Source organism: Streptomyces sp. NBC_01296 (assembly GCF_035984415.1).
Lineage (GTDB): Bacteria > Actinomycetota > Actinomycetes > Streptomycetales > Streptomycetaceae > Streptomyces.
In genome coordinates this window covers 5,731,894-5,750,552 of the sequence record NZ_CP130720.1, presented here as the reverse complement: position 1 = coordinate 5,750,552, position 18,659 = coordinate 5,731,894, and the positions used below count along the sequence as shown (strand labels likewise).

The following is an 18,659-nucleotide window of genomic DNA, read 5'->3' as shown; positions in this document are numbered from 1 at the left end:
GCTACCGCAAGGTGCCGAACTCCTCGGTGTCGAGGGTGAGGCCGAGGACATCGAGCGGGACCGGTTCACCGAACTTGCTGGTCCGCTCGGTTCGGTAGTCGGCCTCCTCCCCCGCACCAAAGGGTTCGGTGAGCACGACGCACTTGGCCTGGAACGGATCAATGATCAAGTACGTGGGGATGCCGCCCGCGGCGTAGATGGAACGCTTCGTCACGTAGTCGCGCAGCTTGCTGGTCTTGGAGACGACCTCCACCGCCATCGCCAGGGCTGAGGCGGGCACAAGACGGCCTGACTCCGGCGCTGCCTCGACCGGCAGGACCACGAGGTCCGGCTGCGGCTCGGACGGCTCTGCGGGAAGGCCCACGTCCTGCGTCTGGAGTGGATACCAGCGTTCCACGGGGATCTGCCGCTGAACGAACATGACGATCAGGTTGTGGACGACGTCCGGCCCCGCCATCATCACGATTTCCCCCCGGAGGAGCTCGACCTTGACCCCCTCGGGAGCCTCGAAGCTCTCGAAGTACTCGGCCATCCGGCGATCGTCCACAGCGGTCATCTCCGTGCCCTCCACTTCTGTCGCCGGTCCTGCGACAGAAGACTATGAACAGGCTAGGCCGCACCTGCCCGCATGCGCAGCGATTCACTCCGTGGAGTGATCAATCCACCAGATCGCGTACCACCGCGTCCGCCAGGAGGCGCCCGCGCAGGGTCAGGACGGCGCGGCCGGCCTCGTACGGGGCCGGGGCCAGGAGCCCGTCGGACAGGGCGCGGCGGGAGGCCGCGAGGCCGGCCGGGGCCAGCAGGGACAGCGGGACGCCGTCCACCAGGCGCAGCTCCAGCAGGATCCGCTCCACCCGGCGGTCCTCCTCGGAGAGGAGCTCGCGGCCCGCGCCCGGGGAGCGGCCCTCGGCCAGCGCCGCCGCGTACGCACCCGGGTGCTTCACGTTCCACCAGCGGACCCCGCCCACGTGCGAGTGGGCCCCGGGGCCCGCGCCCCACCAGTCGGCCCCGCGCCAGTACAGCTCGTTGTGCAGGCAGCGCCCGGCCTCGGAGGTGGCCCAGTTCGAGACCTCGTACCAGTCGTACCCGGCCTGCGCCATGACCTCGTCGGCGATCAGGTACCGGTCGGCGTGCACGTCGTCGTCCGTCATCGGGACCTCGCCCCGCCGGATCCGGCGCGCCAGCTGCGTGCCCTCCTCCACGATCAGCGCGTACGCGCTGATGTGGTCCGGGCCGGCCCCGAGCGCGGCGGCCAGCGATGCGCGCCAGTCCTCGTCGGTCTCCCCCGGGGTGCCGTAGATCAGGTCGAGGTTCACGTGCTCGAAGCCCGCCGCCCGCGCCTCCGCGACGCACGCCTCCGGCCGGCCCGGGGTGTGCGTGCGGTCGAGCACCTTCAGGACGTGCTGCTTCGCGCTCTGCATGCCGAAGGAGACCCGGTTGAAGCCCCCGGCCCGCAGCTCCGCCAGGTACTCCGGGTTCACCGACTCCGGATTGGCCTCCGTGGTGACCTCGGCGTCCTCGGCCAGCCCGAACTCGTCCCGGATCGCCGCGAGCATCCGTACGAGGTCGCCGGCGGGCAGCAGCGTCGGCGTACCGCCGCCGACGAACACCGTCCGTACGGCCCGCGGGTCGTCGCCGAGCACCTTGCGGGCGAGGCGGACCTCGTCGATCAGGGTGTCGGCGTAGTTCTCCCGGGAGGCGAGCACGCCGCCGGTGCCGCGCAGCTCGGTCGCGGTGTACGTGTTGAAGTCGCAGTACCCGCACCGCGTGGCGCAGTACGGGACGTGCAGGTAGAACCCGAGCGGCCGGTCTCCGCCGCCCGCCAGGGCATGCGACGGCAGCGAGCCGTCTTCGGGCATGGGTTCACCGTCGGGCAGTGCGGAAGGCATGCCCCCATTGTCCCGCACCTGCCGCCGCGCCCGCCCCGGCTCGCGTCACGCGAGACCGCGGCGGGCGCATCGGCGGGCGCCGCGCCCGGTGCTACGCCTCGCGCGAGCCCTCGTACATCTCGTCGATCAGGTGCTTGAACTCACGCTCGACGGCCGGCCGCTTCAGCTTCAGGCTGGGCGTGAGGTCGCCGTGCTCCACGTCGAGGTCGCGGGGCAGGATCCGGAACTTCTTGACCGTCTGCCAGCGCTGCAGGCCCTCGTTCAGGGTCTGGATGTACGTCTCGATCAGCCGGTTCGTCTCCGCCGCGGCCAGGACCTCGGCGTACGTCTTGCCCTCGAGCCCGTTCTCGGCGGCCCAGCCCATGATCGACGGCTCGTCGAGCGCGACCAGGGCGGCGCAGAAGTTCCGGTCCGCGCCGTGCACCACGATGCTCGACACGTACGGGCAGATCGCCTTGAACCGGCCCTCGATCTCGGCGGGCGCGACGTACTTGCCGTTCGAGGTCTTGATCAGGTCCTTCTTGCGGTCCGTGATGCGCAGGTAGCCGTCGGGCGAGAGCTCGCCGATGTCGCCCGTGTGCAGCCAGCCGTCCTCCTCCAGCACCTCGGCGGTCTTCTCCGGCTGCAGGTGGTAGCCCTGCATGATGCCGGGGCCGCGCAGCAGGATCTCGCCGTCGTCGGCGATGCGGACCTCGGTGCCGGGGAGCGGCTTGCCGACGGTGCCGGTGCGGTAGGCCTCGCCGGGGTTGACGAAGGAGGCGGCGCTGGACTCGGTGAGGCCGTAGCCCTCGAGGATGTGGATGCCGGCGCCGGCGAAGAAGTAGCCGATCTCGGGGGCCAGCGCGGAGGCGCCGGAGACGGCGGCGCGCAGCCGGCCGCCGAAGGCCTCGCGGAGCTTGGAGTAGACGAGCGCGTCGGCGATCTTGTGCTTGGTGGCGAGGCCGAAGGGGGCCACGGCGCTGCCGGTGCGCCGGTAGTTGTCCTGGGTGACCTTGGCGTACTCGCGGGCCACGCCGACCGACCACTGGAAGATCTTGTACTTGGCGCCGCCGCCGGCCCGGGCCTTGGCCGCGACCCCGTTGTAGACCTTCTCGAAGATGCGCGGGACGGCTGCCATGTAGGTGGGCTGGACGATCGGCAGGTTCTCGATGATCTTGTCGATCCGGCCGTCGACGGCGGTGACGTGGCCGACCTCGATCTGGCCGGAGGTCAGGACCTTGCCGAAGACGTGCGCGAGCGGCAGCCACAGGTACTGGACGTCGTCGCTGGAGATCATGCCGGTGGCGACGGTGGCCTTGGCCATGTACGACCAGTTGTCGTGCGGGAGCCGTACGCCCTTGGGGCGGCCGGTGGTGCCGGAGGTGTAGATCAGCGTGGCGAGCTGGTCGGCGGTGATGGCCGCGATCCGCTCCTTGATCGCCTCGGGGTGCTTGGCGAGGTACTCCTTGCCGCGCGCCTCCAGGTCGGCGAGGGAGAGCACCCAGCCCTCCGGGTCGCCCTCGGCCGGTACGGCGTCGGCGGACTCCAGGACCACCACGTGGGCGAGCTCGGGCAGGTCGGCGCGGCGCTCGCGTGCCTTGGCCAGCTGAGCGCCGTCCTCGGCGATCAGCACGCGGCTGGCCGAGTCGGCGAGGATGAACGCCGACTCCTCGGCGTTGGTGCTCGGGTAGATCGTGGTCACGGCACCGCCGGCGCACATGACGCCCAGGTCGGAGAGGATCCACTCGACGCGGGTGTTGGAGGCGAGCGCGACCCGCTCCTCGGACTGCAGACCGAGGTCCAGCAGGCCCGCGGCGATACCGAAGACCCGCTCGGCCGCCTGGCCCCAGCTCAGCGACTTCCAGTCGTCGGGGCCTCTGCCGCCGGCCGCCGGCACCGGGAACCGGTAGGCCTCGGCGTTCGGCGTGGCGGCGACACGCTCAAGGAAGAGTGCCGCCACGGTGGGCGGGCGGTTCTCGATCAAGGTCTGTGTGTCGCTCACGGACGTCCTCCGGACCACGCGGCAGGGCCAGTCATCCAAGGCGGTGAATGACGGCTTCCAACAGGGCTTGCAACCAGCGCTTGTAACTGGCGAGTAACCAACGGGCAGTGATCAGACTAGGGGCCCTCCGCCTGGCGCGTAAGAGCCCTTGAGACGCCGATTCATAACGAAACAGGCCCCCGCGCTGCTGCACGGGGGCCTGTTCCGTATACGGATCAAGGCGCTTCACGGCCGTTCACGGCCGCGGGCTACTTCTTCTTGCCGCCGGACTCGTCGCTGGAGAGGACGGCGATGAAGGCCTCCTGGGGCACCTCCACCGAGCCGACCATCTTCATGCGCTTCTTGCCTTCCTTCTGCTTCTCCAGCAGCTTCCGCTTACGGGAGATGTCACCGCCGTAGCACTTGGCGAGGACGTCCTTGCGGATGGCGCGGATGGTCTCGCGGGCGATGACCCGGGAGCCGATCGCGGCCTGGATCGGGATCTCGAAGGCCTGCCGCGGGATGAGCTCGCGCAGCTTGGCGACGAGGCGCACGCCGTAGGCGTAGGCGGCGTCCTTGTGCGTGACGGCGGAGAAGGCGTCGACCTTGTCGCCGTGCAGCAGGATGTCGACCTTGACCAGGCCGGAGGCCTGCTCGCCGGTGGGCTCGTAGTCCAGGGAGGCGTAACCGCGCGTCTTGGACTTCAGCTGGTCGAAGAAGTCGAAGACGATCTCGGCGAGCGGAAGGGTGTAGCGGATCTCGACGCGGTCCTCGGAGAGGTAGTCCATCCCGAGGAGGGTGCCGCGGCGCTGCTGGCAGAGTTCCATGATCGCGCCGATGAACTCGGAAGGTGCGAGCAGGGTGGCCCGTACGACCGGCTCGAAGACGTCCGAGATCTTGCCCTCGGGGAACTCGCTCGGGTTGGTGACGGTGACTTCCTTGCCGTCCTCCATGACGACGCGGTAGACCACGTTCGGCGCGGTGGCGATCAGGTCGAGGCCGAACTCGCGCTCCAGGCGCTCGCGGACCACGTCCAGGTGCAGCAGGCCCAGGAAGCCGACGCGGAAGCCGAAGCCCAGCGCCGCCGAGGTCTCCGGCTCGTAGACGAGCGCGGCGTCGTTGAGCTGGAGCTTGTCCAGGGCCTCGCGCAGGTCCGGGTACTCGGAGCCGTCGAGCGGGTAGAGGCCCGAGAAGACCATCGGCTTCGGGTCCTTGTAGCCGCCGAGGGCCTCCGTCGCGCCGTTGTGCAGGCTGGTGATGGTGTCACCGACCTTGGACTGACGGACGTCCTTCACGCCGGTGATGATGTAGCCCACCTCGCCGACGCCGATGCCGTCGGACGGGGTCATCTCCGGGGAGGAGACACCGATCTCCAGCAGCTCGTGAGTGGCGCCCGTCGACATCATCCGGATGCGCTCGCGCTTGTTGAGCTGGCCGTCGACCACACGGACGTACGTCACGACACCGCGGTACGAGTCGTAGACCGAGTCGAAGATCATCGCGCGGGCCGGGGCATCCTTGACGCCGATCGGGGCCGGGACGGTGGCGACGATCCTGTCGAGCAGGGCGTCCACGCCGACACCTGTCTTCGCGGAGACGCGCAGCACGTCCTCGGGCTGGCAGCCGACCAGGTTCGCGAGCTCCTCGGCGAACTTCTCCGGCTGGGCGGCCGGCAGGTCGATCTTGTTCAGGACCGGGACGATCGCGAGGTCCTTTTCCATCGCCAGGTACAGGTTGGCGAGGGTCTGGGCCTCGATGCCCTGGGCGGCGTCCACGAGGAGGACCGTGCCCTCGCAGGCGGCGAGGGAGCGCGAGACCTCGTACGTGAAGTCGACGTGCCCGGGGGTGTCGATCATGTTGAGGATGTGCGTCTTGCCCTGACCCTCACCCACGGTGGGCGCCCAGGGCAGTCGGACCGCCTGGGACTTGATGGTGATGCCGCGCTCACGCTCGATGTCCATGCGGTCGAGGTACTGGGCGCGCATCTGCCGCTGGTCGACGACGCCGGTGAGCTGGAGCATCCGGTCGGCGAGCGTCGACTTGCCGTGGTCGATGTGCGCGATGATGCAGAAATTGCGGATCAGCGCCGGGTCGGTACGGCTCGGCTCGGGCACGTGGCTGGGGATCGCGGGCACGCAGTGTCCTGATTCTCGGGTCGCAGTCGGAAGCGTTTCCGGCTCTCGTCGGATCTGTACGCAGGTTCCCATGGTCCCATGGACGGGGCGATGCGCTCGGTTTGGGCCGGTCGGAGCGTGCCTGGTAGCCTGGGCAGCTGTGTCTCGTATGCCCTCTCAGCTGTCGGGACACAATCCGAAGATCAAACTCTGAACCTGAAAAGGCTCTTTCGTGGCGAACATCAAGTCCCAGATCAAGCGGAACAAGACGAACGAGAAGGCGCGCCTGCGCAACAAGGCCGTCAAGTCTTCGCTCAAGACCGCGATCCGCAAGGCCCGCGAGGCCGTCCTCGCCGGTGACGTCGAGAAGGCCACCGTGGCTTCTCGCGCCGCCGCGCGTGCGCTCGACAAGGCTGTCTCGAAGGGTGTCATCCACAAGAACGCCGCCGCCAACAAGAAGTCGGCGCTGGCCACCAAGGTTGCCTCCCTCCAGGGCTGAGCTCTGATGTGATCGCCGGAACGGATCCAGCGGGCCCTCTCTCCCGCTCCTGACCGGCTCCCCGCGCCGCACACGAAGCGTTCGCCACGCGGGTGCGGCGCAACAAGAAGTACCGAAGGCCCCGGCGCCTCCCTTCCCCAGGGCGGCCCCGGGGCCTTCGCTTTCCCCAACCAAAACCCAGCACCACGGGCCAATCAGCCCCACGGACCAGCCCGGCCCCGCCGGCGTTTGAGGCGCGGGGGTTCGGGGGCGGCGCCCCCGACAGCGGTGCGGCACCCGAACGGGGTCCGGGACGGAGCCCCTGGGGGCACCTCCCAGCGGTAGCCGGGGGAGGAACGGGCGAAGGGCGGGGAACCCAGGCCGGTGGGGCCGGAGGCTAGCGACGCTGGGGCCGCGCCGCCCTGGCCACCGCCACGACCGCCTTCTCGAGCGCGTACTCGGGATCATCGCCGCCGCCCTTGACCCCGGCATCGGCCGCGGCCACGGCCCGCAGGGCCTCCGAGACCCCGTCCGCCGACCAGCCCCGCATCTGCTGACGCACCCGGTCGATCTTCCACGGCGGCATGCCCAGATCCCGTGCCAGGTCCCCCGGCCGGGCCCCCCGCGGCGCGGAGGCGAGCTTGCCGATCGCCCGGACCGCCTGCGCGAGCGCACTGGTGATCAGGACGGGCGCCACCCCGGTGGACAGCGACCACCGCAGGGCTTCGAGGGCCTCCGCCGCGCGACCCTCGACCGCCCGGTCGGCGACCGTGAAGCTGGAGGCCTCGGCCCGGCCGGTGTAGTAGCGGCCGACCACGGCCTCGTCGATCGTGCCCTCGACGTCCGCGCACAGCTGCGCTGCCGCACTCGCCAGCTCCCGCAGATCACTCCCGATCGCGTCGACCAGCGTCTGGCACGCCTCCGGGGTCGCCGACCGGCCCAGCGTGCGGAACTCGCCCCGCACGAACGCCAGCCGGTCCGCCGCCTTCGTCATCTTCGGGCAGGCGATCTCCCTGGCCCCGGCCTTGCGGGCCGCGTCCAGCAGCCCCTTGCCCTTGACGCCGCCCGCGTGCAGGAGCACGACGACGATCTCCTCGAACGGCGCCGCGAGGTACGCCTTGACCTCCTTGACCGTGTCTGCGGACAGGTCCTGCGCATTGCGTACGACCAGCACCTTGCGCTCGGAGAAGAGCGACGGGCTGGTCAGCTCGGCGAGCGTGCCGGGCTGGAGCTGCTCGGGGGCGAGGTCCCGCACGTCCGTGTCGGCGTCGACGGCCCGGGCGGCCGTCACCACCTCCCGTACGACGCGGTCGAGCAGCAGGTCCTCCTGCCCCACCGCCAGGGTGAGCGGGGCGAGCGGATCGTCGGTGGGGTTCTTCCTGGTGGCCATCGCGTCCAGCATCCCATGCCGCACTGACAGCCCCCCGCACCGCGGACCCCCTCGCCGCATACCCGAGAATGGCCGCGTGAACGTGCGACATGTACTGGTGCTGCCCGACCGCGACGCCGCCGAGGAGGTGGCTCAGGAGGCCGTCGACCGCTTCGGCCTCCCGGAGGAGCCGCAGCTGGTCCGCGACTCGCTGGCCGGCGAGGACGACGCCGAGGACGCCCAGTGGCTGGTGGTCGTCGAGGACCCGCAGGAACGGCTCGATGCCACGGTGCTGGACGGCCTCGCCGCCGAGTACGAGGGCTGGTTGGAGACCCCGTAACGCCCCGCGGACTAAGCCTTGTGCACGATCTGGATGTCCAGCGTCACTTCCACGCTCGAGCCGATCGCCGCGATCCCCTGCGCCAGCACGGACTGCCAGTTCAGGGTGAAGTCCTCGCGGTGCAGCTCGGTGGTGGCCCGGCAGGCCGCGCGCGGTTCGCCCTCCAACCCGGTGCCGAGGCCCAGGTACTCGGTGTCCAGGGTCACCGAGCGGCTGACCCCGTGCAGGGTCAGGGCGCCCGCGACGGTCCAGCGGCTGCCGCTGCGGTGGATGAACCGCTCGCTGTAGAACTCGACCGTCGAATGCCGTGCCGCGTCCAGGAAGTCGCCGGACCGCAGGTGGTCGTCCCGCAACCGCAGGCCGGTGTCGATGCTCGCCGCGTCGATGATCACGTGCATGGAGGAGTCCTCCATGCGGTCGGCTATCCGTACCGCCCCGGCGAACGTGTTGAACCGGCCGCGGATCCGGGCGAAGCCGATGTGCTGGGCCGTGAAGCCGATGGACGAATGCGTGGGGTCGAGTTCCCAGTGGCCGGGCGCCGGAAGCAGCGGCGGCTCCACGGCGTCGAGGACGATCTCCCCGGTGCCGGGCTGCTCCGGGTCCCCCACCAGCGTCGCCCCGTGGAAGGGGGCGTAGCCCTCGGCGGTGACGGAAAGCCGGTACTCGCCCTCCGGAACGGCCGCGGTGAACCCGCCGTACGGGTCGGTCTCGCCGCTGACGATGCGCCGGCCGATCGGGTCGGTCACCTCGAACTTCGCCTGTCTGACCGGCTGGTGGACGGTGTCCAGGACACGACAGCTGAGCAGCCGCGCCGTATGAGGCAGCGTCAGTGTCGCGGATGTGTGGGGACCGGCGCTTCCTGCCGTCTCCATCCCTCTTCGGCGACCGAACATGGTTGGTGCACCCCCGTGCTGTGTGGACTTGTACCGCTCTGGCGAAGACGCATTCGATCATGCTGTCGGGTTGTGGGCAAACAGAAAGCAGCTGTCCGGTATGCCCGTGTCGGCGCCGCCTCCGGCGGGAGGGGAAGGCCTGTATCCGCGGGCCGCTCCCGGCGACGGCGATCGAGCCGTCGGTATCGGTGCGCAGCACGGTCGCGCCCAGGCTCCGCAGGTGCGCGAGCGTACCCGGCGCCGGGTGCCCGTAGCGGTTGCCCGCACCGACCGGGACGATCGCGAGCCGGGGCCGGACCTTCGCCTGCAGACCGGGGTCCTGGTGTGCGGAACCGTGGTGGGCGACCTTGAGGACGTCGACCGGCCCCAGTTCCGGATGGGCCGTCAGAAGTGCCTGCTGCGAGGGCGGTTCGAGATCGCCGAGCAGGAGCAGGGTCAGGCCCGCGCCGCGGACCAGCAGGGCGACGCTGGCGTCATTGGGCCCCTCCGGCCGCGGGCCGTCGGGCGAGGGCCACAGCACCTGCCATTCCAGGGGTCCGGCCCGGCGCCGCTCCCCTGCCGCGGCCGCCACGACGGGTACGCGGGCGGTCGCCGCGGTCCGTCGCACGAACTCGGCCTGAGCGGCGGGCTCTTCCAGCGTGGTGGTCTGAATCACACCCACGGCCCGTCCCCGCAGCACCCCGGACAGGCCGCCGACGTGGTCGGCGTGAAAGTGCGTCAGCAGGAGCAGCGGCACCCGGTTCACCCCCAGGGCGCGCAGGCACGCGTCCACCGGGCCCGGTTCGGGACCGGCGTCCACCACCACGGCCGTGCCCGGGCCTGCGGCCAGTACGGCGGCGTCGCCCTGGCCCACCGCGCACTGAACGTAGCTCCAGTCGGGCGGCGGCCAGCGGGTGAGCGTACGGGTCAGCTGCGGCGGCCGCAGCACGGCCAGGAGCAGCAGCACGGCCAGGGCGGAGCACACCCACGGCCGGTGCCGGATCCGTGCGCCGACCGCCACGACGGCCAGGGTGGCGACGGCCAGCAGCAGTCCCCCGGTGAGCCCGCCCGGCCAGGCCAGCTCCGCCCCCGGCAGCCCCGCCCCGGCCCGCGCCACGGCGGCGATCCACCCGGCCGGCAACCCCGCGCAGCGGGCGAGCTGCTCCGCGACGGGCAGGGACAGCGGCGCCGTCGCGAGCGCCGCGAAGCCGAGCACGGTCGCCGGACCCGCCGCGAGCTCGGCGAGCAGATTGCAGGGCACCGCCACCAGGCTCACCCGGGCCGAGAGCACGACGACCACCGGCGCGCAGACCGCTTGCGCGGCCGCGGCTGCACCCAGCGCCTCGGCGAACCGGGGCCGCATCCCGCGCCGCTGCAGGGCCTCGCTCCAGCGCGGGCCGAGCGTGAGCAGGGACCCGGTGGCCAGGACCGAGAGCAGGAAGCCGGGGCTGCGGGCCAGCCACGGGTCGTGGAGCACGAGCAGCAGGGCGGCGGCCGCCAGGGCGGGGATCAGGGATCTGCGCCGCCCGGTGGCGATGGCCAGCAGGGTGACCGTCCCGCAGGCCGCGGCCCGCAGCACGCTCGGCTCCGGCCGGCACACCACCACGAAAGCCAGCGTCAGCGCCGTACCGCACAGGGCCGTCGCCCGCAGGGACAGCCCGAGGCGGGGTGCGAGCCCGCCCCGCTCGGCGCGCTGCGCGGCGGCGGGCGGGCCGATGAGCAGGAACAGCACGACGGTCAGGTTGGCCCCGGACACCGCCAGCAGGTGCAGCAGGTCGGTGGACCGGAACGCCGCCTCCAGGTCGGGCGGCACCCGGGAGGTGTCCCCGACCACCAGACCCGGCAGCAGGGCCCGGGCGTCCGGGGCGAGCCCCTCGGTGGCCTTGCGCAGCCCGGCCCGCAGCCTCCCGGCGAGCCGCTGGACGGTGTCGGGGCCGCCGGTCACCCGGGGCGGGGTGTCCCCGGCGGGCCGCAGCAGCGCCACGGCCCGCTCCCCGCCCCGGCCCGGCGCCAGCCGGGCGACGACCTCCACCCGGGTGGAGGGCTGCAGCCGGGCCCACTGCGGATGCCCGGCCAGTACCCGTACGGGGGTTTCGACGCGGGTCTGCTTCCCGTCGGGTCCGGTCACCCGGGTCGCCACCGCATCCAGGACGACCACGGGCGGGCCGCTCCCGCTGCGTGCGGTCCGCGGGTCGGAACCGACGGTGAGCTCGGCGAGGACCCGGGCGTGCTCCCCGGCCAGGCCCACGACCGGCCCGGCCCGCGCCTCGGCCCGCTGGAGGCCCGCCACCCCGGCCCCGGCGGCCGCGCAGAGCAGGACGGCGGCCGCGGCCGTGCCGACCCGCCACAGCGACTCCGGACGCCGGCACCCGGCCAGGAGCAGCAGCCCCGCGCCGAGGACCGCGAGCCCGGCCCCGGCGGCGGCCCAGCCGGGCGGTGCGTCGAGGGCGAGGGCGGCCGCCGCCCAGGCGGCCAGCGCCGGTACCGCAAGGCGCAGATCCAGCGGGCCCGCGCCCTCGGGGCGGTTCACGGCCGGACCAGCTTGCGCAGGTCGGCGAAGCGGCGCTCGCCGATGCCGTCGACCTGCCGGAGCTCCTCCACCGAGCGGAAGCCGCCGCGGGCGGTCCGGAACTCCACGATGTGCTGCGCCAGGACCGGGCCGACCCCGGGCAGGCCGTCCAGCTGCTCCACCGTGGCCGCGGCGAGGCTCAGCGGGCCGGCAGCGGAGCCGGGTCCGGCACCGGAACCCGGCCCGCCCGCAGCGGGCTGCGCCGGGGCGCCCACCACCACCTGCTCGCCGTCGAGCAGGACCCGGGCCCGGTTGAGCCCGGTGGTGTCCGTACCGGGCCGCACTCCCCCGGCGGCGGCCAGCGCGTCCTCGACCCGCGAGCCGGCGGGCAGCCGCCGTACACCGGGGTCGCGGACCTTGCCGCTGACGTCCACCACGATCCGCGTCCCGGCGCCCCCGGCGGCGACGGGAGGTCCGGGGCTCGGCGCCGGCGCCGGTGGTGTCGCCGGGGTGACCACCGAGGGCGCGGTCACGGGCTCCGGCTGGGCCGCCCAGTACTGCCGGGCGCCGAAGGCGACCGCGGCGACCAGCACCACCGCGACGGCGGCCACCGTGCGCGGCTCCACCCCGCACCGGGCCTGCAGCCACACCGGCAGCCGCTCCCGGACGGCGAGCCGGAGCGCGGCTCCGCCGGACAGCGGGGTCTCCTCGGGCGGCGGATCGGCCACGGACCGGATCCCGGACCCCGGACTCGACACCGCTTCCGGAGGCGGTGCCTCCGCTGGCGGCGCCTCTCGTAGCCGCACCTTTGGCGGCGGGGCCTCGGGCGGCGGGGCCTGCGGCGGCCCGCTGCCGCCGAGCAGGGCCTCGGCCCGGCGGCGCACCGCCGCGGGCTCGGGGTGGGGCGGGCGGGCGCGGCCCCGGCGGTGGCGCAGCCGCCCGTCGGAGAAACGGGAACGGCCGGGTCCGCTGGTGGCTCCGGAAGGATGCGGGATACGTGTGCGAAGAGTCATGACACGACGGTAGGGACGAATCCCGGCCTCGGTCCGGATTTATCAATTCCGGTGGATATCCCGATCGTTGTGGATAACCGAGCCACCCGTTCCGGTGATCAGCGGGGCGAGACGACCGCCGCGAGCAGCCCCGGCCCCGTGTGCGCGCCGATCACCGCGCCGACCTCGCTGACGTGCAGCTCGACCAGGCCGGGGATGCGCTCACGAAGCCGTTGCGCGAGCTTCTCGGCCCGCTCCGGCGCCGCGAGGTGGTGCACGGCCACGTCGACGCTGCCCGCCCCGGCCCGCTCGACGGCCAGCTCCTCGAGGCGGGCGATGGCCTTGGAGGCCGTACGGACCTTCTCCAGCATCTCGATCCGCCCGCCCTCCAGCGTGAGCAGCGGCTTGACGGCGAGGGCCGAGCCCAGGAGGGCCTGGGCGGCCCCGATGCGGCCTCCGCGGCGCAGGTAGTCGAGGGTGTCCACGTAGAAGTACGCCGACATGTCCGCGGCCCGCTTCTCGGCGGCGGCCACGGCCTCGTCCACGGAACCGCCGGCTTCGGCCGCCTCTGCGGCGGCGAGGGCGCAGAACCCGAGGGCCATGGCGACCATGCCGGTGTCGACGACGCGGACGGGGACCGGGGCGGTCTTGGCGGCGACCACGGCGGCGTCGTAGGTGCCGGAGAACTCGGCGGACAGGTGCAGGCTGACGATGCCGGTCGCGCCGGCCTCTGCGGCCGCCCTGTAGGCCCGTACGAACTCCTCCGGGCTGGGGCGGGAGGTGGTGACCGACCGCCGCTTCTGCAGCGCCAGGGCAAGGCTGCGCGCCGAGATCTCGGTGCCCTCCTCGAGGGCCTCGTCGCCGAGCACCACGGTCAGCGGGACGGAGGTGATTCCGTGCCGCGACATGGCCGGTTGGGGCAGGTAGGCCGTGGAATCGGTGACGATCGCGACATGGCGGGACATGAGCCGGAGGTTACCGCCAGTGGGGGTGGGACGGCAGCCCAGCCCCTGGCCGGGGGTGCACGGGGCGGCTGCTGCGCCGCCGCTCCGGCCCCGCGCGGCGCGCGGGCGGCATCCCACTCGCCCACCCGTTCGAGGAGCGCATGGGGGCAGCTCCGTAGCCGCCCCAGCGCCGTCGGCGTCCGCACCACCGCGCATCCGGCCGACCGCAGCTCAGCGCCCGCCCGGGTCGGCGCGGCCCGCAGCCCACGCGGGCGCCCGCCGGGTCCGCCGGGTCCGCCGCGCCCGCCCGGAAGCGGCCCGCCCCGGGGCGGCCAACACCCCCGCACTCGCCCGCTCAGGGCCCGTGGCTCAGGTCGTCGCCTCAGGCCGCGGCGTCTTCTGCCACGGGTGGCGGGTCGGCGGGGCCGACGGGTTCAGGGCCGCCGGCTGCGGGTCCTGGGGGCGCCCGGGGCGCCCGGCCGGGGCCTCCGGGGCCCGCCCGGACCCCGTCGGCGCCTGCTGGGCGTCCCACGCCGCTGCCGCCGCCGCGAGGTCGTCCACCGATTCGCGGGACCAGTCCCGCAGCGCCCCCGATTCGACCTCGATCTGCTCCGACAGCGTCGACAGGTCGTCCTCCGCGAAGCGCCGAGCCCGGTCGCGGGCCGCCCACCGCAGCGAGTCCGCGGCCTGCGTGATCTTGGCCGTCCGCTCCTTCAGCTCCGGCAGCATCCCGCCGATCCGCCCCCGGTCCGGCTCCTGCTCCAGCCGCTTCAGCTCGTCGTCCAGCTCGTGCCCGTGCGCGCTCAGCCGCTCGAACAGGCCGATCGACTCCTTCAGCGAGGCATCCGTCTGAACCCCCTGGTACAGCGCCTGCTGCGTGGCCCGCATCGACGTCCGCAGCTCCAGCCGCAGCTGCGCCAGCGCCCCGGCCACGCCCACCTGCCCGAAGCTCTTCGCCTTCAGCGCGGTGTCCTCCACGGTCCGGCGGGCCTGCGTGAGGGTGCGGTCCACGCCGCGCTTCGCCGCGCCGACCACCTTCACCGTGGCCCAAGCGCCCAGCCCCAGGAAGGCGAACAGCACCAACAGGGCAAAGATGATGATCAACGCGCCCGCCTCCATGAGAGGCTCCCTTCCCCTGCCGATACCGTCCCCTCCACGGTAAACGCCACGGGCAGGCCAGGGGTTCCAAACGAACCCCCAACCTGCCCGTACGGGAACACCCCTAGATCAACCGGATCGACCGGATCGGCTCAGCCCGACCGGATCAGGGGCGGCGCCTCAGACGACGATGTTCACCAGCTTCGGCGCGCGCACGATCACCTTGCGGATCTCGGCCCCGCCCAGCGCCGCCACGACCGCCTCGTCGGCCAGCGCCAGCTGCTCCAGGTCACCCTCGGAGATCGTCGGCGGCACCTCCAGGCGGGCCTTGACCTTGCCCTTGATCTGGACCACGCAGGTCACGCTCTCGTCCACGACGTACGCCGGGTCCGCGACCGGGAAGTCCCGGTGGACCACCGAGTCGCTGTGGCCCAGGCGGTGCCACAGCTCCTCCGCGATGTGCGGGGCCAGCGGGGCGATCAGCAGGACCAGCCGCTCCGCGACCGAGCGCTCCAGCGGGCGCCCCGCCTTGGTCAGCGCGTTGTTCAGCTCGGTGATCTTCGCGATGGCGGTGTTGAAGCGCAGCCCCGCCATGTCGGCGCCGGCCCCGTCGATCGCCTTGTGCAGCGCGCGCAGGGTGGCCTCGCCCGGCTCGCCGTCCACGACGGTGACCGCGCCGGACTCCTCGTCCACGATGTTGCGCCACAGGCGCTGCAGCAGCCGGTACTGGCCCACCACGGCCCGGGTGTCCCACGGACGCGAGACGTCCAGCGGGCCCATCGCCATCTCGTACAGGCGCAGGGTGTCCGCGCCGTACTCCTCGCAGATCTCGTCCGGCGTGACGGCGTTCTTCAGGGACTTGCCCATCTTGCCGTGCTCGCGCTTGACCGGCTCGCCCTGGAAGAAGTACCCGCCGTCGCGCTCCTCGACCTCGGCCGCCGGGACGTACACACCGCGCGCGTCGGTGTAGGCGTACGCCTGGATCATGCCCTGGTTGAACAGCTTGTGGAACGGCTCGGCCGAGGAGACGTGCCCCAGGTCGAACAGGACCTTCGACCAGAAGCGCGCGTACAGCAGGTGCAGCACCGCGTGCTCGGCGCCGCCGACGTACAGGTCGACACCACCGTGCGGCGCGCCCTCGCGCGGCCCCATCCAGTACTGCTCGACCTCCGGGTCGACCAGCGCGGACCCGTTGTGCGGGTCCAGGTAGCGCAGCTCGTACCAGCAGGAACCGGCCCAGTTGGGCATGGTGTTGGTCTCGCGGCGGTACGGGCGCACGCCGCGCCCGTCGCCCAGGTCCAGCTCGACGTTGACCCACTCTTCGTTCCGGGACAGCGGGGTCTCCGGCTTGGAGGTGGCGTCGTCCGGCTCGAACGTGCGCGGCGAGTAGTCCTCGACCTCGGGCAGTTCCAGCGGCAGCATCGACTCGGGCAGCGCGTGCGCGACGCCGTCCTCGTCGTAGACGATCGGGAAGGGCTCGCCCCAGTAGCGCTGGCGGCTGAACAGCCAGTCGCGCAGGCGGAAGTTGACGGTGCCCTCGCCGATGCCCTGCTCGGCCAGCCACGCGGTGATGGCGGCCTTCGCCTCGACGACGCCCAGGCCGTCCAGGGAGACGCCCTCGCCCGTCGAGTTCACGATGGTGCCGTCGTACGAGGAGAACGCGTCGTCCCACTCGGCCGGGTCGGCGTCGCGGTCGTCCGAGGGCTCCACGACGCAGCGCATCGGCAGCTCGAAGGCGCGCGCGAACTCGAAGTCGCGGCCGTCGTGCGCCGGGACGGCCATGATCGCGCCGGTGCCGTAGCCCATCAGCACGTAGTCCGCGATGAAGACGGGGACCTGGTCGCCGCTGACCGGGTTGACCGCGTACGCGCCGGTGAAGACACCGGTCTTGTCCTTGGCCTCGGCCTGGCGCTCGACGTCCGACTTCCCGGCGGCCTGCTTGCGGTACGCGTCGACGGCCTCGCCGGGGGTCGCGGCGCCGCCGGTCCACACCTGGCGCGTGCCCTCGGGCCACTCGGCGGGGACGATCTTCTCGACCAGCTCGTGCTCGGGCGCCAGCACCATGTAGGTGGCGCCGAACAGGGTGTCGGGACGCGTGGTGAACACCGTGACGGCGTCGTCGCCGACCGCGAAGTCGACGCGCGCGCCCTCGCTGCGGCCGATCCAGTTCCGCTGCTGCAGCTTGATGGCCTCGGGCCAGTCCAGGGCGTCCAGGTCGTCCAGCAGCCGGTCGGCGTACGCGGTGATCCGCATGTTCCACTGGCTCAGCTTGGCCTTGAAGACCGGGAAGTTGCCGCGCTCGGAGCGGCCGTCCGCGGTGACCTCCTCGTTGGCCAGTACGGTGCCCAGCCCGGGGCACCAGTTCACGGGCGCGTCCGAGGCGTACGCCAGCCGGTACTCGTTCAGCACGCCGGCGCGCTCGCCCGCGGTCAGGTCGGCCCAGGCGCGGCCCCCGGGGACCTCACGGGAGCCGTCCTCGAAGGCGGCGACCAGCTCGGCGATCGGGCGGGCCTTGGCCGCGTCCGCGTCGTACCAGGAGTTGTAGACCTGCAGGAAGATCCACTGGGTCCACTTGTAGTAGTCCGGGTCGATCGTCGCGAACGAGCGGCGCTTGTCGTGGCCCAGGCCCAGCCGGCGCAGCTGGACCTTCATGTTCTCGATGTTCGCCTCGGTGGAGACGCGCGGGTGCGTGCCGGTCTGCACGGCGTACTGCTCCGCCGGCAGGCCGAAGGCGTCGAATCCCAGGGTGTGCAGGACGTTGTGGCCGGTCATCCGCTGGTGGCGGGCGAAGACGTCGGTGGCGATGTACCCCAGCGGGTGACCGACGTGCAGGCCAGCACCGGACGGGTACGGGAACATGTCCATGATGAACTTCTTGGGCCGCGCGACGACCGTCGCGTCCCCGGCCAGGTCACCGGTCGGGTTCGGCGCCTCGTAGGTGCCCTGCGCGTCCCATACGTCCTGCCAGCGTGCCTCGATGTCGGCGGCCATGGCAGCCGTGTAACGGTGCGCCTCGGCCGCCTCGGGGGCCGGGGTGTTCGTCTCGCTCATGATTTCTGAAGCTCCATCGATCGTCTCTGCCGTCTCTGCCTGCCCAAACGAAAAAACCCCTCGCACAGGAGGGGGCGCCGCGCCGATGCCGACCGTCTCGAAGGGTCGGCACTGATCAGCGCGGCTCGGTAAGCAGAAGGCGTACGGCACGCATGGCGCCAGGGTACCGCAGCGGGTCCGGCGGCCGCTCGACCGTTCCGCACAACGAGAAGCGGGCCACCCGATCCGGGTGGCCCGCTTCTCTTGTGTGGAGCTAAGGAGAATTGAACTCCTGACCTCCTGCATGCCATGCAGGCGCTCTACCAACTGAGCTATAGCCCCTTGTTTCTCTGCCGCCGGGCCCCTGCTCGGTTTCCCTGGCCGGTTCCCCCTGGCGACATCGAGAACATTACACGGTCATGGCCCAGGTCCAAAAATCGATTTCCGGGCGTTCGGCTTCGCCCGGTTCATCCCGTTCCGGACGCTGTTCCAGACCCTGCTCCTCATCCCTGTTCCGCGCCGCGGTCCTAGGCTCTGGCGAACTGGTAGAACCGCTTGAGCGTGCAGTGCTCGTCGAGCAGCCGACCGTAGATCGGCTCCCCCTCCAGCTCGCGGTACGTCTCGATCGGGTCGCCTTTTATGATCAGCGCCCGCGCGCATTCCTCGCACCAGTACTGGTAGTCGGGGTTGACCGGGTCCATGTCCCGCACGATCGGCGTGCCGTTGTTGCACCAGTCGCACCGCCGCCGGTGTGCACCCATCCGTCAGCGACTCCCTCCCGCATCGGGCCGTCGACTCCCCCCTCCGGCGGTCCGATTCTGCCACGCGGGTACGGGGCAGGTCAGCAGGCGCCGAAGGAACAAACGGAAGGATCCCGCCCCCTGTTGGGGACGGGATCCTGATTGTGGAGCTAAGGAGAATTGAACTCCTGACCTCCTGCATGCCATGCAGGCGCTCTACCAACTGAGCTATAGCCCCGCTCTCCGCCGCGCTCCCCCCGTTTCCGGTGTTCTGCGCTGCGAACAAGAAGAACTCTAGCCTGCGACCAGCCGGAAAGTGAAATC

General features: G+C 72.1%; 13 protein-coding genes, 2 tRNA genes and 1 pseudogene. 2 read left to right on the top strand and 14 right to left on the bottom strand.

Features of this window, described 5'->3' with window-relative positions:
- Window position 1 precedes the first annotated feature (1 nt).
- The 4 genes from OG299_RS26105 to lepA all read right to left on the bottom strand — a co-directional run bounded on the left by OG299_RS26105 (window position 2) and on the right by lepA (window position 5,984).
- On the bottom strand, window positions 2-532 hold the full coding sequence (locus tag OG299_RS26105) for a Uma2 family endonuclease (protein WP_327362796.1): 531 nt from the start codon (window positions 530-532) through the stop codon (window positions 2-4).
- Window positions 533-656: 124 nt separating this feature from the next.
- Window positions 657-1,889, bottom strand: a complete 1,233-nt coding sequence (hemW, locus tag OG299_RS26100) for a radical SAM family heme chaperone HemW (protein ID WP_266629352.1) — start codon at window positions 1,887-1,889, stop codon at window positions 657-659.
- A gap of 91 nt (window positions 1,890-1,980) precedes the next feature.
- Complete coding sequence (locus tag OG299_RS26095) at window positions 1,981-3,870, bottom strand: AMP-dependent synthetase/ligase (RefSeq protein WP_266629350.1); 1,890 nt, start codon at window positions 3,868-3,870, stop codon at window positions 1,981-1,983.
- A gap of 248 nt (window positions 3,871-4,118) precedes the next feature.
- Complete coding sequence (gene lepA, locus OG299_RS26090; protein WP_266629348.1) at window positions 4,119-5,984, bottom strand: translation elongation factor 4; 1,866 nt, start codon at window positions 5,982-5,984, stop codon at window positions 4,119-4,121.
- A 211-nt stretch (window positions 5,985-6,195) separates the two neighbouring features.
- Here lepA and rpsT point away from each other — a divergent pair, with 211 nt between their 5' ends.
- A complete protein-coding gene (gene rpsT, locus OG299_RS26085) occupies window positions 6,196-6,462 on the top strand; it encodes a 30S ribosomal protein S20 (protein ID WP_030010251.1) in 267 nt (88 codons plus the stop codon).
- A gap of 376 nt (window positions 6,463-6,838) precedes the next feature.
- On the opposite strand, the gene holA is transcribed toward rpsT, so the two are convergent.
- Complete coding sequence (gene holA / locus OG299_RS26080; protein ID WP_266629346.1) at window positions 6,839-7,831, bottom strand: DNA polymerase III subunit delta; 993 nt, start codon at window positions 7,829-7,831, stop codon at window positions 6,839-6,841.
- A gap of 76 nt (window positions 7,832-7,907) precedes the next feature.
- Here holA and OG299_RS26075 point away from each other — a divergent pair, with 76 nt between their 5' ends.
- The gene (locus OG299_RS26075; protein WP_266629344.1) at window positions 7,908-8,150 is read left to right on the top strand and encodes a hypothetical protein; all 243 of its coding nucleotides are present in this window, start codon (window positions 7,908-7,910) and stop codon (window positions 8,148-8,150) included.
- 11 nt (window positions 8,151-8,161) lie between these two features.
- On the opposite strand, the gene OG299_RS26070 is transcribed toward OG299_RS26075, so the two are convergent.
- The 9 genes and pseudogenes from OG299_RS26070 to OG299_RS26030 all read right to left on the bottom strand — a co-directional run bounded on the left by OG299_RS26070 (window position 8,162) and on the right by OG299_RS26030 (window position 18,573).
- Window positions 8,162-9,043 carry a YceI family protein gene (locus tag OG299_RS26070; RefSeq protein ID WP_389865112.1) on the bottom strand — a complete coding sequence of 294 codons (882 nt, stop codon included), beginning with the start codon at window positions 9,041-9,043 and terminating at the stop codon, window positions 8,162-8,164.
- Between the two features lie 136 nt (window positions 9,044-9,179).
- Window positions 9,180-11,552, bottom strand: a pseudogene (locus OG299_RS26065) (ComEC/Rec2 family competence protein); the annotation flags it as partial.
- Window positions 11,549-12,544, bottom strand: coding sequence for a ComEA family DNA-binding protein (locus tag OG299_RS26060; protein ID WP_327362795.1), 996 nt, complete (start codon window positions 12,542-12,544; stop codon window positions 11,549-11,551). The gene OG299_RS26060 and the pseudogene OG299_RS26065, both read right to left, overlap by 4 nt.
- A gap of 98 nt (window positions 12,545-12,642) precedes the next feature.
- Window positions 12,643-13,488 carry a DegV family protein gene (locus OG299_RS26055; protein WP_266629340.1) on the bottom strand — a complete coding sequence of 282 codons (846 nt, stop codon included), beginning with the start codon at window positions 13,486-13,488 and terminating at the stop codon, window positions 12,643-12,645.
- 348 nt (window positions 13,489-13,836) lie between these two features.
- On the bottom strand, window positions 13,837-14,586 hold the full coding sequence (locus OG299_RS26050; RefSeq protein WP_327362794.1) for a hypothetical protein: 750 nt from the start codon (window positions 14,584-14,586) through the stop codon (window positions 13,837-13,839).
- A 159-nt stretch (window positions 14,587-14,745) separates the two neighbouring features.
- The gene (leuS, locus tag OG299_RS26045; RefSeq protein WP_327362793.1) at window positions 14,746-17,616 is read right to left on the bottom strand and encodes a leucine--tRNA ligase; all 2,871 of its coding nucleotides are present in this window, start codon (window positions 17,614-17,616) and stop codon (window positions 14,746-14,748) included.
- Window positions 17,617-17,864: 248 nt separating this feature from the next.
- Window positions 17,865-17,937, bottom strand: a tRNA-Ala gene (locus OG299_RS26040).
- A gap of 185 nt (window positions 17,938-18,122) precedes the next feature.
- Window positions 18,123-18,356 (bottom strand): hypothetical protein, encoded by a 234-nt coding sequence (locus OG299_RS26035; protein WP_008738908.1) that lies wholly within the window; start codon window positions 18,354-18,356, stop codon window positions 18,123-18,125.
- 144 nt (window positions 18,357-18,500) lie between these two features.
- Window positions 18,501-18,573 (bottom strand) — tRNA-Ala (locus tag OG299_RS26030).
- Window positions 18,574-18,659 lie beyond the last annotated feature (86 nt).

Excerpts from the sequence above, each read along its gene's own strand:
- OG299_RS26035 (WP_008738908.1), bottom strand. The coding sequence starts at position 18,356 with ATGGGTGCACACCGGCGGCGGTGCGACTGGTGCAACAACGGCACGCCG.
- holA (WP_266629346.1), bottom strand. The coding sequence starts at position 7,831 with ATGGCCACCAGGAAGAACCCCACCGACGATCCGCTCGCCCCGCTCACC.
- leuS (WP_327362793.1), bottom strand. The coding sequence starts at position 17,616 with ATGAGCGAGACGAACACCCCGGCCCCCGAGGCGGCCGAGGCGCACCGT.
- OG299_RS26070 (WP_389865112.1), bottom strand. The coding sequence starts at position 9,043 with ATGTTCGGTCGCCGAAGAGGGATGGAGACGGCAGGAAGCGCCGGTCCC.
- OG299_RS26055 (WP_266629340.1), bottom strand. The coding sequence starts at position 13,488 with ATGTCCCGCCATGTCGCGATCGTCACCGATTCCACGGCCTACCTGCCC.
- OG299_RS26050 (WP_327362794.1), bottom strand. The coding sequence starts at position 14,586 with ATGGAGGCGGGCGCGTTGATCATCATCTTTGCCCTGTTGGTGCTGTTC.
- OG299_RS26060 (WP_327362795.1), bottom strand. The coding sequence starts at position 12,544 with ATGACTCTTCGCACACGTATCCCGCATCCTTCCGGAGCCACCAGCGGA.
- OG299_RS26105 (WP_327362796.1), bottom strand. The coding sequence starts at position 532 with ATGGCCGAGTACTTCGAGAGCTTCGAGGCTCCCGAGGGGGTCAAGGTC.
- hemW (WP_266629352.1), bottom strand. The coding sequence starts at position 1,889 with ATGCCTTCCGCACTGCCCGACGGTGAACCCATGCCCGAAGACGGCTCG.